This is a genomic window from Pedobacter sp. W3I1, from assembly GCF_030816015.1.
Classification (GTDB): domain Bacteria; phylum Bacteroidota; class Bacteroidia; order Sphingobacteriales; family Sphingobacteriaceae; genus Pedobacter.
Genome location: NZ_JAUSXN010000001.1, coordinates 2931780 through 2945789 on the forward strand (window position 1 = coordinate 2931780; position 14010 = coordinate 2945789).

The 14010-nt window shown below is 39.4% G+C and carries 6 protein-coding genes; 5 read left to right on the plus strand and 1 reads right to left on the minus strand.

The features are described from left to right. Positions 1 to 8: 8 nt before the first annotated feature. The 5 genes from QF042_RS12190 to QF042_RS12210 all read left to right on the plus strand — a co-directional run bounded on the left by QF042_RS12190 (position 9) and on the right by QF042_RS12210 (position 9323). Positions 9 to 1244: a DUF5000 domain-containing lipoprotein gene (locus QF042_RS12190; RefSeq protein WP_307528672.1), complete on the plus strand. Its 1236-nt coding sequence runs from the start codon at positions 9 to 11 to the stop codon at positions 1242 to 1244. 26 nt (positions 1245 to 1270) lie between these two features. Then, positions 1271 to 2491 carry a DUF4998 domain-containing protein gene (locus QF042_RS12195; RefSeq protein WP_307528674.1) on the plus strand — a complete coding sequence of 407 codons (1221 nt, stop codon included), beginning with the start codon at positions 1271 to 1273 and terminating at the stop codon, positions 2489 to 2491. Positions 2492 to 2682: 191 nt separating this feature from the next. After that, on the plus strand, positions 2683 to 5019 hold the full coding sequence (locus QF042_RS12200; protein ID WP_307528677.1) for a glycoside hydrolase family 95 protein: 2337 nt from the start codon (positions 2683 to 2685) through the stop codon (positions 5017 to 5019). Positions 5020 to 5023: 4 nt separating this feature from the next. Further along, complete coding sequence (locus tag QF042_RS12205) at positions 5024 to 7066, plus strand: alpha-galactosidase (protein WP_307528679.1); 2043 nt, start codon at positions 5024 to 5026, stop codon at positions 7064 to 7066. Positions 7067 to 7112: 46 nt separating this feature from the next. Beyond that, entirely contained in the window at positions 7113 to 9323 is a 2211-nt protein-coding gene (locus tag QF042_RS12210; protein WP_307528680.1) for an alpha-galactosidase, read from the plus strand. Between the two features lie 517 nt (positions 9324 to 9840). On the opposite strand, the gene QF042_RS12215 is transcribed toward QF042_RS12210, so the two are convergent. Further along, positions 9841 to 13920, minus strand: a complete 4080-nt coding sequence (locus tag QF042_RS12215; protein WP_307528681.1) for a hybrid sensor histidine kinase/response regulator transcription factor — start codon at positions 13918 to 13920, stop codon at positions 9841 to 9843. Between the last annotated feature and the right edge of the window lie 90 nt (positions 13921 to 14010).

Genomic DNA, 14010 nt, shown 5'->3' on the forward strand with positions numbered 1-14010 from the left:
TTAAAGACATGAAGAGTATTAAAAATAATATATACCTGGTCCTTATTGCTTCTCTCTTAACAAGCCTTGCGGCCTGTAAAAAAATGGAAAGTTATAACGATCCTGCTTCGTCTGATATGACCAAGCCTGGGGTGGTAACCAATATTAAAGTTGATAATTTTAATGGCGGGGCATACATTACCTATTCTTTGCCAAATTCAAAAAACCTGTTATATGTATTGGCGCAGTACAAAATAAACGGGGTAACTACCAGAGAAACAAAATCAAGTTATTATTCTGATTCTATTATGGTAGATGGTTTTGCGAAAAAACAGGGTTACGATGTTACTTTGTATGCCGTAAGCAGGGCAGAGGTTAAGTCTGACCCTGTTGTGGTTAAGATAAATCCAGACACACCTCCATACCTGCTTTTAAAACCGACCATTAATGCCGAGGCTGATTTTGGTGGCATAAAAATTACAGGAACTAATCCTTTAAAAAACAACCTGGGTATCATTCTTTTAAATGTTGGCGATAACAATACTTCCGATGTTATTGATCAGCATTATGGCAAAACCGAAATTTTCGATTATTCGGTTAGGGGTTATGCACCGGTTGCCAAAAAGATTGGTTATTATGTAACTGATAATTTTGGAAATATTTCTGATACAACCTATAAAACCGTTACTCCGTTTTTTGAAACCTTGTTGGATAGAGGTAAGTTTTTTCAGTACAGACTTCCATCGGATGGGGTAATTGCCTACGGCTGGGATCTTCCTTATTTATGGGATGGCAAAACAGATGGCAACTCGAACGGATGGCACACTGCGCCGGGTGGTGCAATGCCTGCAATAGCAACATTTGGTTTGGGTATCAGTGCAAAATTAAGTCGGTTTATTTTATGGGAACGACCAGATGGGAGCGACAAATTTGCGTACGGGCATGGAAATCCCAGGGTATTTTCTATCTGGGGTTCTGATGTGGCTGTACCACGAGATGCCCAGTTGCCATTAGCTGCTCCAGTTGGTACTGTTATAGGCGATTGGATAAACATGGGGAATTATAATTATCCCAATCCACCTTCGGGTTTGGCACCGGTAGCACATACCACCGCAGATAATGATTTTGTAAAGGCAGGTGTAAGTTTCAATTTTCCGCTAACCGCCCCTAAAGCACGTTACGTTCGTTTATCGGTAAGCACTACATGGTCAAACGGTACTTTTGCACATGCCATGGAGATGGCCTTTTATGGCGACCCTAAATAATTAAATAAGAAGATAAATTTTCGAACATGAAAAGTATATATAAAATTAGCGGTTTGCTACTGCTGTTGGTTACAGTAATACTTAGCTGTACCAAAGATGATCTTGCTTTTAAAGATTTTTTAAAAGATGGAGAAATTATTTATCCTGGCCGTGTGGCCAATATTGTAACCAAACCTGGTAATTTAAGAACTGCTTTATGGTGGAATCCAAGCCCGGATCCAAGTGTAAGTAAATATGTGGTTTATTGGAACAACAACGCTGATTCGGTTGTCGTTACGGCCAGCAGTCATAACCCCACAGATACGATAAAAGTGGTTATTCCGAATCTGAGTGAGTATACCTACACTTTTACCATCTATTCTTACGATGCGCAGGGGCATAAATCTATCCCGATAGAGGCTAGAAATGTGCGGGTTTTTGGTCCATTATATCAATCTGGTTTATTGAACAGGCCTTATAATGCCACTACTCCATATGTGATAAACAGCAATGGTTCTGTTCAGCTGAATTTTAAAACGCCTGATACCATCAATGTAAATACGGTTGTGAGATACACCAATACAGCAGGTACCAGTGTAGATAAAACGCTTCTGCCAGCAGATACCGCCATCACCCTTACAGATTATAAAGCAGGAACCGATATTAGCTATAAATCTTCTTATATCCCAGGAAAAGGCTCGCTGGATGTATTTTCGGTAAGCGATTTTTCCACCTTCCCCAAAATTTTTACTTATGTACTTTGCGATCGCTCACTTTTTAGCGAAGTGCATTTGCCAGGTGATGCACCAACCTACGAATCGGGTACCAGCATCAGTAAACTTTGGGATGGAAGCGTAGGACCACAGGGCTATCCAAATATTTTTCACAGTGCAGGTAACAGCGGTATGCCACATGTAATTACATTCGATTTAGGTAAAGTGTATACCAATTTATCGCGTATGGAAGAAACCGGAAGAGATTGTTGCAATAATCCTGATCGTTTTGAAGTTTGGGGAACAGCCGATTTAACCAATGCCACAACTACTTTATCGGCAAGTAATAATGGCTGGCCAGCTGAAGCAACAAGTAAAGGATGGACACTTTTAAAAGATGTTACCAGGACGGATGACGGCAAAAACGCAATAACTGCAGAACTGGATAACGCAGGAAAACCAATTCGTTATATCCGTATCCGGATTAAACATGTAACCACCGGCGATGGTAATTATAGCAATATGAGCGAAATCAGATTCTGGAATAAACAGTAATGTTTTTATATAATTGAATTTGATTAATATAAAGATGAGAAGCCGCACGCGATCGTCATTTCGAGCGGAGTGCAGCGCAGCCGAGAAATCTAGCAAGATAGATCTCTCCATTCCACTACGTTCCAGTCGAGATGACGATCCTATAATAATCGAATTCAATTCATATAGCACAACAACACACAAATGAAACCATGTATATTAAGCACTTAATTACTCTTGTTCTATTTTCTTTCTTTTTTAGTAAAACTGCGCCTGCCCAGCAGAAACCTTTGGTGTTGTGGTACGATAAACCTGCTAAAATTTGGGAGGAAACCCTTCCTTTAGGTAATGGCAAATTGGGCATGACACCAGATGGGGGCATTACAAGGGAGAATATTGTACTAAACGATATCACTTTATGGAGTGGTGGGAAACAAGATGCCAACAATTACGGAGCATATAAAAGTTTGCCCAAAATCAGGCAGCTTATATTGGAAGGTAAAAACGATGAAGCACAGGAATTGGTTAACCGCGATTTTGTTTGTAAAGGGCAAGGATCTGGAGGTGCAACCTGGGGCAAATATCAAACGCTTGGAAAGCTGCAGTTAGACTTTGATTATCATGGAGTAAAAGATATACGCCCACAGGCCTATAAAAGATCCTTATCTTTAGATAAAGCCGTTGCTGTCGTAGAATTTACACTCAACGGAGTAAAATACAAAAGAGAGTATTTCTGCAGTTTTGATGATGATGTAAATATCATCCGCCTCACAGCCGATCAACCTAATAAACTCAACTGTAATATTTCCATCAGCAGGCCAGAAAAAGCAACATTAGCCAGCGAAGGTAATGAACTGCTGATGTTTGGTCAACTGGATAACGGCACTGATGGTAAAGGAATGAAATACCTAAGCCGGGTGAGTACCGAACTTAAAGACGGCACGGTAACAAGCGAAGGAAACATCCTTAAAGTGAAAAACGCAACTGAACTTATTATTTACGTTGCAGCAGAAACCGATTTTAAACATGCTGATTTTGAAGCGAGGGTAAAACAGACTTTACAAGCGGCTAAAAAGAAAGCCTATAGTTTGCAACTTGCAAATCATAGCTCCAATTTTGGTAAACTCTTTAACAGGTTAAAAATCAATTTAGGAGAAGGCGAATCAGCCAAATTGCCAACAGATGCAAGGTTAGATCGTTTCTATAAAGATTACAAAAATGATGTTTCATTAAGCGCTTTGTTTTTCCAGTTCGGTCGCTATTTAAGCATCAGCAGTACAAGGGTTGGGTTATTGCCACCAAATCTTCAGGGATTGTGGGCAAACCAGATTAATACCCCATGGAATGGCGATTACCATTTAGATGTAAACGTACAGATGAACCATTGGGCTATTGAGACTGCGAACCTTTCGGAGTTAAATCTTCCACTGGCTGAATTGGTAAGGAATTTAACCGGACCTGGTGCAAAAACGGCGAAAGCATATTATAATGCCGATGGATGGATTGCACACGTCATTACAAATGTTTGGGGTTTTACCGAACCGGGCGAAAGTGCCTCATGGGGTGCATCAAATGCAGGTTCGGGCTGGTTGTGCAGCAATCTATGGGATCATTTTGCCTACAGTCGTGATTTAAAATACCTGAAAAGCATTTACCCTATCTTAAAAGGATCAGCGGCATTTTATCAAAGTGCGTTAATTAAAGATTCAAAAACGGGTTGGTTGGTTACTTCGCCATCGGTATCGCCAGAGAATACTTTTTATCTTCCAAACGGAAAAACGGCCAGTATTTCGATGGGACCAACAATCGATAACCAAATTGTGAGAGAACTTTTTAGCCATGTAATTACTGCTGCTAAACTCCTTAAAACTGATGCGGCTTTTAGTGCTTCACTACAGGAGAAATTAAAGTCTATTCCTCCGGTGGGGATAATCAGTAAAGATGGACGTATACAGGAATGGTTGGAAGATTATAAAGAAACCGATCCACAGCACCGCCACATTTCACACTTATATGGGGTTTATCCTGCCGGATTAATTACCCCAACATCTACTCCGGCACTTGCGGAGGCGGCAAAAAAAACGCTTGAAGTGAGGGGAGATGATGGACCCAGTTGGTCAATTGCTTATAAACAGTTATTTTGGGCAAGGCTACAGGATGGAAACAGGGCTTTTAAATTGTTTAGAGAGATTTTAAAACCTACATTGAGGACTGATATTAATTATGGAGCCGGTGGAGGTGTTTATCCAAATATGTTATCGGCCGGACCACCATTTCAGATTGATGGTAATTTTGGCGCATCGGCAGCTATTGCAGAAATGCTGATCCAAAGCCATGACGGTTTTATCGAACTGTTACCTGCCATTCCTGATGCCTGGAAAGCTTTTGGCGAAATTAAAGGATTAAAAGCAAGGGGTAACTTTACCGTTGACATGAATTGGAAAGATGGCAAAATTACAAATTACAGAGTTGCTTCGGCCATACCACAAAAGGTAAAGCTAAAAATGAATGGAAAATTAACCGAAATAATGTCGACTAAAATTAAGTAAATACATGTTTTTTAAGTTTTTATTCAGGCATAAATTATTCTCGATTTTACTGATCGTGCTATTTTCTCAACAGTCAGCATCAGCCATTATAATCAATTATGGCAAAGCAGGCAAAATAGACTATAACCTTAAAACGGGTACTTTTGGCGTGTTAAATGAAGCTACTCAATTGTTGTTGAATGGTTTTTCGCAGGCTGTTTTCCAGAAAAAGACATTTAGCTCCAAAGATTACCGGCAGATCACTTACACCAAAACTGCCATTAAAGATGGCTTTGGGAATGGTTTTAAACATGTTTTCTTTTTAAAGCAGCTTGGGTTACCAACTATGCAACAGGTTTTTTATACTTACGCGGGTAAGGACTATTTTATGATCAGCCTTACTTTACAAGGCGTTGATTTATCCATTAACCATATGGTGCCTTTAAGCGGAAATTTAATCGATCAGGAGGTTTCAGACGTGCCGACCAGTTTATTTGTGCCATTTGATAACGATACTTTTATTTCTTACAACACTGTTCCACTAAAGGCAAATACAAGCAATCCGAGTGCAGAGGTTACGGCTTTATACCACAATCAATCCAGAAATGGTTTTGTAATCGGATCGATAGAGCACAGTAACTGGAAAACCGGCATCATTACTGACATGGATGGCGAGAAAAAAATAGGGATACAGGCAATTTGTGGTTATACCAAAGAAAGCATTACCCGCGATAAACTTGAACATGGCTATTTAAAAGGAAATACGATCAGTTCTGCTAAAGTATTTTTTGGCGCTTTTGCCGATTGGCGTTCGGGTATGGAAACCTATGCACGAGCCAACCGGATAGCAGAACCGCCTATTATTTTCAAATGGACCGCCGGAACTCCAGTGGGCTGGAACAGTTGGGGTGTAATGCAGGAGAAAATAACGCTCGAAAAAGCCAATCAGGTGGTCGATTTTTTTGCTGATAGTCTAAAAACCTTCAGAAGTAACGGTGTAGCTTATATCGATCTCGATTCTTACTGGGATAACCTGCTAAAAGGGGGCTTAACCGGCGACTATTCTAAGTTAAAAGCTTTTGCCGATTATGCAAAATCGAAAGGATTAAAGCCTGGAATTTACTGGGCACCCTTTGTAGACTGGGGATTTGCCGGAGGGGCTAACCGCAAGGCAGAAGGCAGCAATTATACTTTTGGCGAGATGTGGACGAAGATTGGCTCAGGCTACCACGATATTGATGGTGCAAGGGCGCTCGATCCAACACATCCAGGCACACAACAGCGTATAGCTGCTGTGATTAAAAAGTTTAAGGAATGCGGTTTTGAAATGATTAAAATCGACTTTTTAGGTCATGCTGCAATAGAATCTAATCATTTTTATGATCCAAAAATTACCACAGGTATGCAGGCTTATAAAGCAGGCATGGAATTTTTATTAAAACAGTTGGATCATAAAATGTTGGTTTACGCTGCCATATCGCCAAGTTTGGCATCTGGTAGATATGTACATGTACGCAGAATTGCCTGCGATGCCTTTAAATCCATAAAAGATACAGAGTACACCTTAAATGGACTAAGCAACGGCTGGTGGCAAACTTATCTTTACGATTATATAGATGCAGACCATGTGGTATTCTCTGATCAATCTGACCAGGAAAATACGGCCAGGTTTCTATCAGCTATAGTTACAGGTACCTGCATTAATGGTGATGATTTTTCCCGTCATGGTAAATGGAGCAGCACCGCTCAGCGGCTACTGAACAATACCGAAATCCTTAAGGTGATAAAAGATGGGAAAGCGTTTGTTCCGATAGAAGGAAATAGGGCTAAACTTGCATCGCAGCTATTTGTAAAACAGGTTGGAAACGTAAAATATTTAGCTGTATTTAACTATAGTGAAGAAATAAAATCTTTTGCGATAGATTTTTCGAGGATCGGTTTAAATAAAGATGAAGTATACAGCTTCCAAAATTTACTTACCCATGAAATGGAAAATTTTAAAAACAACCAGGTTTTAAATTTAGCTGGAAAAGATGCCACTATTATTAAAATAACGCTCAAGAAATAAATCAATACTACCTATAAACATTACCCGATTAACATTGAAAACACAAATGAACAAACCAGATCAAATTGCAGGTTACATCAGGCATGGGGCATTGGCCCTGGCCGTTTCACTTTTTGCCGTTGGAAATATTAAGGCCCAAAGCATCATCCCCATCGAAACCGCACACCATGCTTTGGTATTACAAACCGATGCAAAAAAAGATATAAATACTATATTTTTTGGAAAGAAATTAGCCAATAAGCAAGAATACGCTCAAATTACAGCGCAATATAAACAGACAGAAGATTATACAGGGCAGCTAAATTCGGCATATACGCCTTCTGGATCAAGAAACCTGGTCGAACCAGCTATTAGCGTTACCCATGCCGATGGCAATAACTCGCTCGATCTGAAATATCTTGATCATACGGTTACGGCTATTGATGATAACGTGAGTTTGCTTAAAATCAGATTAAAAGATCCTGTTTATAATTTTGAGGTAACCCTGTTCTATAAATCTTTTTATAAACAGGATGTAATAGAACAATGGACGGAGATTAAACATAACGAAAAGGGGACAGTGGTGCTGCACAAATATGCCTCGGCTAATCTGCACTTAAAAGCACTGCGTTTTTGGTTAAATCAATATCATGGCGATTGGGCTAAGGAAATGCAACCCGAACAAAGTGAAATTACCCATGGTATTAAAACTTTGGATAGCAAATTGGGTACGAGGGCAAATTTGTTTCAACCTTCTGTTTTTATGATTTCGTTAGATAAACCTGCTGAAGAAAATGAAGGTAATGTTTTGTATGGAGCCATGGAATGGAGTGGTAATTTTAAGATCGATCTTGAACTGGATTACCAGGATAACCTCCGTATTATTGCCGGAATGAATAATTATGCATCACCCTATAGCTTAAAAGCAGGCGAAGTTTTTACAACCCCTGCATTTTTATATACTTTTTCTGATCAGGGAAAAGGCGATGCCAGTAGGAAATTGCAAGATTGGGCGCGTAACTATAAAATATTAGATGGCAAGGGGAGCAGGTTAACCCTTTTGAATAACTGGGAAGCTACTTATTTTGATTTTAATGAGCAGAAATTGGCTGATTTATTAAAAGATACCAAAAAACTGGGGGTCGATTTCTTTTTGCTTGATGATGGTTGGTTCGGAAATAAATATCCGCGTAACGATGACCATGCAGGGCTTGGCGATTGGCAGGAGAACAAGCAAAAATTGCCAAACGGAATAGCTTCTTTGGTAAAAGAGGCGGATAATGTAGGAACGAGATTCGGAATATGGATAGAACCTGAAATGGTTAACCCTAAAAGCGAACTTTATGAAAAACATCCTGATTGGGTGGTAAAACAACCAAACCGACCTGAATATTATTTTAGAAACCAATTGGAACTGGATCTGAGTAACCCAAAAGTACAGGATTTTGTTTTCGGTGTGGTAGATGGTCTGTTTACTAAAAATCCTAAACTTGCTTACATTAAGTGGGATTGTAATGCGGTAATTTACAATGCATACTCCGCGCACCTAAAAAATCAATCTCATTTTTATATCGATTATGTAAGAGGATTGTATAGTGTACTGCAAAGGATTCGTGCAAAATATCCAACAGTACCGATGATGTTATGCTCTGGTGGCGGTGGTAGGGTAGATTACGCTGCCTTACAGTATTTTACAGAGTTTTGGCCAAGTGATAATACCGATCCCTTAGAACGCATATTTATGCAATGGGAATACTCTTATTTTTATCCGGCCATCACCAGCTCCAACCATGTAACCGATTGGGGGAAACAGTCCATAAAATTCCGCACCGATGTAGCCATGATGGGCAAATTGGGTTTTGATATTGTGGTAAGCAAACTACCCGAAAAGGAACTTCAGTTTTGTCAGGAGGCCATTAAAAACTATAATGATGTGAAACAGACCATCTGGCAAGGCGAACAATACCGTTTGGCAAATCCGCGTACCGGCAGCATAGCGTCGATGTTATATCTAAATGCCCAAAAAACTGAAGGCGTTATATTTAATTATCTGGTCAACTACCGTTATGGCGAAAGCAGTAAATACCCGATTAAATTGAATGGTTTAGATGCAACAAAGAAATACCAGATTAAAGAGATTAACCTTTTTCCAGGTACAAAATCATCGGTAGATGATACTAAAACGTATACCGGCGATTTTCTGATGAAAGTGGGTTTTAATCCTAATGTTAATGCCACCAGAACCAGTGTAGTGCTAAAATTAGAAGAGGCAAAATAGATTAATGGCGTCATTTCGACCGTAGTGTTCCAAAGGAACTCCTTCGGAGGAGAAATCTTTTAAAGGTTTCTCCATTTTTGTTTTCGACGCTTTTGCCTTATGCAGCTGTAATGCTGTTATGAATTGTAATGCCATTAAATTAAGGAAAAAACAAAAAACATTGTCATCCTGAGCCTGTCGAAGGACAAATGTTTTTGGTATTAAGATCCTGAAATAAATTCAGGATGACGCGTTGAGTTGAGACGTTGGGTTTGATATGCTCAATTATTTCAATTAGAATTTGGCCTCATAGGCCCTTCGACTCCCCTCAGGGTGACAGACTGAGGAGACTAAGGACTTTGGACCCATTCCATGTTTGGTGGCCCAGCAAACAATTTTTAAATTTTATTTCCTAAAGATCCATCAATTTGTCATTCTGAATGCAATGAAGAATCTTTAAATTTTAATCCACGATATAGATCCTTCGACTCCGCTCAGAGTGACAGACCGAGTAGACTAAGGACTTTGGACTGAAGACTCAGGACTCAATTCCACCGTTCATAAACGCACGCGGACTTTTTCCAAACTGTTTTTTAAACTCCCTGCTAAAATATTTTGGATCGTTAAAACCAACCTGATAAGCCACTTCATAAATGGTAAATCTATTTTGCTTAAACAGTTCCATCGCTTTTTTTAAACGGATCGATTTAACGAAATCATTTACGGAGAGGTTAGTTAGGTTTCTGATTTTTTTATACAAAACAGGCCTGCTCATACCTACCATCGAAGCCAACTCAGATACCCCAAAATCTTCATCAGTAATATGTTCATCAATGTATTTTAAAAGTTTTAGCATGAAAGCTTCATCAATGGCATTAATGGTGAGTTCTTTCGGCTGTAAATGGATGTGTTTCAAGAATTTTTGACGCATGACCTGCCTCGACATCAGTAAATTACGTACATTCAGCAAAAGCAATTCAGGACTGAAAGGTTTGGTAATATAGGCATCGGCACCAGTTTCTAAACCACTAACCTGGTGGATATGAGAGGAGCGGGCAGTAAGGATAATAACCGGGATGTGGCTGGTACGTTCATCTTCCTTAAGTCTGCGGCAAAGCTCAATGCCATCCATTATCGGCATCATGATATCGCAGATAATCAGATCGGGCAATGTTTCTACAGCAGTTTCCCAGCCTAGTAATCCGTTTTCACTTTCCGCTACCTGGTAGTGCCCGTCAATTAGCGATGTAATTAACAGTCTGATTTCACTATTGTCTTCCACCACCAATATAGTCTCGGTAGAAATAGGAGCTTCTTTTTCAGGTTTTGAAATCGTTAGCTCTTTTTTGGCCTGTTGGGTGTAGATATCGGGATGGCTTGGATAATCTTTTACGCCATCAAAAAGCGCGGTTTTAAAATGTGATTTTCCTTTCTTTAGCCTTACCGTGAAATTGGTGAGACCACGTTCGCCATTTTCAGCAGGTGTACTTTCTACGGAAATATGTCCACCATGTTCCTCTACAATTGCTTTAGAAAGTGCCAAACCTATTCCCGAACCGATTTGATTGGAGTGTTGTTCATCTACCTGAAAATAATCGCTAAAAAGATTTTTTAAACTTTCTGCAGGTATCCCCAGTCCGTTATCAGAAATGCAAATGGCTACTTCATCATCCATTTCCATTACAGAAACAGTAATTTTTCCACCTTTATCGCAGAATTTAAATGCATTTGATAAGAGGTTGAACAATACCTTTTCGAGTTGCCGTTTATCAAAAAACAGACTGATGTTTTCCTGCTCGTGTACAAACTCGTACTGTATTTCATTGGTTTGGGCAAGATGAGTGAAGGAAATGAAAATTTCATTAATAAAATCGACAATATTATCTTCAGTAACATGCAGGGTAAGGTGCCCGGTTTCAGCTTTCCTAAAATCCATTAATTCGGTAATAAGGCGCATTAGCCTGTTGGCATTATTTTTTATCGGAATTATCTGTCGATTTAGTTCGGTATCGTTTTGATATTGTTTGGAAAGATTTTCTAACGGGCCAAGAATCAAGGTAAGTGGTGTCCTGATTTCGTGGGCCACGTAGGTAAAGAAATTCAGTTTCATCTTCTGAATGTCTTCTGTACGTTTAAGCAGCGCACGCACAAAAAGATAACGCACAATGAGGAATAGCAAGCCCGAAAAAAAGGCCAGATAAATCAGGTAGGCCCACCAGGTTGCCCAAAAGGGCGGGAGTACGGTAATTTTTAATGAAGCTGCTTTACCACTTGGATTTCCATCGTTATTATTGCCCGTAACCATAAAGGTATAATTGCCCGAAGGAAGATCTGCGTAGCTTACACTCGGTATATCGGTTTTTGTCCAGGCTTTACTATGGCCTTTAAGGATATAACTATAACTGTTTTTCTCCGGTTTAATATAGTTTAACAGCGCAAAATCGATGCTGAAATTGTTTTCATCATGTTTAAAGGTGATTTGCTGCGTGTTTTGGATAGCCTCCTTTAATATCCCATCGGCACCGTTTACCTCTATGGGCTGATTGAACAGTTTAAGTCCGGTAAAGGTGATGGGGGCAACATTTTTGTTGATGTCGATCTGTTTTGGATAAAACGCAGTCAATCCATCGTATCCGCCAAAGAACAACCCGCCTTTACTATCTTTTAAAAATGATCGGATATTAAAATCGTTGCCCGCTAGTCCGTCGCTTTTGGTATAATTAATAAACTTTCCCGTTTTGGTAACCATTTTGGATAATCCCTTATCTGTACTGATCCACAGATTATTTTCGTCATCCTCAATTATTCCCAATACATTACCATTGGGCAGGCCATTCTTTTCGTTATAATTCTTAAATTTTCTGCTTTTATTATCGAAAATGCTCAAACCTCCAAAAGAAGTTCCAACGCAAATATTTCCGTTCCGTATTTGAACAATGCAATTAATATGATCGGAATTTAAACTGCCTGCACTGTTTTTTTTCTGATTGGCTATAATTCTTTTAGTGGATGGGTGGTAAGTATATAATCCGGCCTTCGTTCCAATCCATAAATTTTTAGCCTTATCTTCAAATATAACCTGGATATACTTGTTCCTCAGGTTTTGTTCTAACGGACTTTTAATTGTTGTAGAAGCATACTGTCCATTTGTTTTTTTTAAGGTAGATAATCCATCTCTGGAGCCCACCCAAACCATTCCGTTGCTATCTTCCGTTATCGCGATCACTTCAGCATCACCGGGCGTATTTTTTACATCTTTAACATTGATTATTTTCTTAAAATTACGACCTGAGGGATTAAATAGGTATAACCCCCCGCGGTGTGTACCCACTAATAGCTGACCTGTTTTATCAAGGCACAAGGTTTTAATTAGGTTGGAGTTGAGCCCGTTGCTGCTGTTTGGTTCTGATTTATAGTAGGTGAAGGTATTGTTGCGTCTGTTTACATAATTTAAGCCACCACCTTCGGTGCCGATCCAAAGGTTATGGTATTGATCTTCGGACATAGCGCTTACAATATTGCTGCTTAAGCTTTGTTGTTTTTTCGAATTGCGGTACACGGTAAATGGCGTAGTGGAAGGATAAATCACATTAACACCTTTATAATAGGTGCCCACATACATGGAGCCACTTAAATCCTGAAAAATGCTATGAATGGAGTTTTGGCTTAATCCATTGTTTTGCTCAGGATCGTAACGGTAATTGCTGAATTTACGAGTGTTGGGATCGAGGATACTCAATCCTTCCTGTGTACCGATCCAGATGTTGCCTGCTTTATCGCAGGTAAGTTTCCTGATGTCGTTATTTACCAAAGCATTTGGATCTGTAGAACTGGTTTGATAACGGGTAAACGTTTTATGTTTGTAATCGAATAGGTTTAAACCATTGTAGGTACCTAACCAAAGTCTTTTTTGTTTATCGATCACGATGCTTTTTACGGCATTGGAGCTGATGCTATTTGCATCATTGGCTTTGTGCCTGAAGATTTCGAAATGGTATTTGCCTTTTACCTGGTAAATGCGCACCAAACCGTTAAAGGTGCCCGCCCAAAGGTTCTGTTTGTCGTCTTTAAAAACCGAGAAAACATAATTAAGCCCCGATTTATAGTTGGATTGATCAAAAAGAAACTTTTTAAAGATCTGCTTCTCGGCATCGATTAATAAGTCTAATCCGTTATTGGTTCCAATCCAGATATTTTTTTGCGGGTCTTCATACACACACTCTACCGAATCGCGACTAAAAGATTTTGCAGACGTCTTTTTGTTGATCCTGATAAAACGATCGCTTTTTTCATTGTATAGATTTAATCCATTTTCGGTACCTACCCATAAACGTCCCTTGCTGTCGCTTAACAAAGTCGTAACCCCATTATCCGAAATGCTGTTGTGGTTATCGGAGCTGTTGCTGTACACTATAAAACGGTATCCATCGTAACGGTTCAGTCCATGCCGGGTACCCATCCAAATAAACTGATTTTTATCCTGTGTAATGGCCATCACCGAATTTTGTGACAAACCATTCTCCATCGTAAGGTGATTAAAAACAATCGGCTTTTGTGCATATAGGGAAGTGCATATAAAAAGCATCAGGAAAAACCATATCGCGCTTAAACGCAGCATTATCATTCGGGTTAGATTTTTTATAAGGATATAATCAGTTGATGTATTTCGATTAAATATAGGGCGAATTGATTAAAATATTAAAGGATT

What these genes read in the sequence shown, in the direction of transcription:
- QF042_RS12200 (WP_307528677.1), top strand. Translation starts at nt 2,683, where the DNA reads ATGTATATTAAGCACTTAATTACTCTTGTTCTATTTTCTTTCTTTTTT.
- QF042_RS12195 (WP_307528674.1), top strand. Translation starts at nt 1,271, where the DNA reads ATGAAAAGTATATATAAAATTAGCGGTTTGCTACTGCTGTTGGTTACA.
- QF042_RS12215 (WP_307528681.1), bottom strand. Translation starts at nt 13,920, where the DNA reads ATGCTGCGTTTAAGCGCGATATGGTTTTTCCTGATGCTTTTTATATGC.
- QF042_RS12210 (WP_307528680.1), top strand. Translation starts at nt 7,113, where the DNA reads ATGAACAAACCAGATCAAATTGCAGGTTACATCAGGCATGGGGCATTG.
- QF042_RS12190 (WP_307528672.1), top strand. Translation starts at nt 9, where the DNA reads ATGAAGAGTATTAAAAATAATATATACCTGGTCCTTATTGCTTCTCTC.
- QF042_RS12205 (WP_307528679.1), top strand. Translation starts at nt 5,024, where the DNA reads ATGTTTTTTAAGTTTTTATTCAGGCATAAATTATTCTCGATTTTACTG.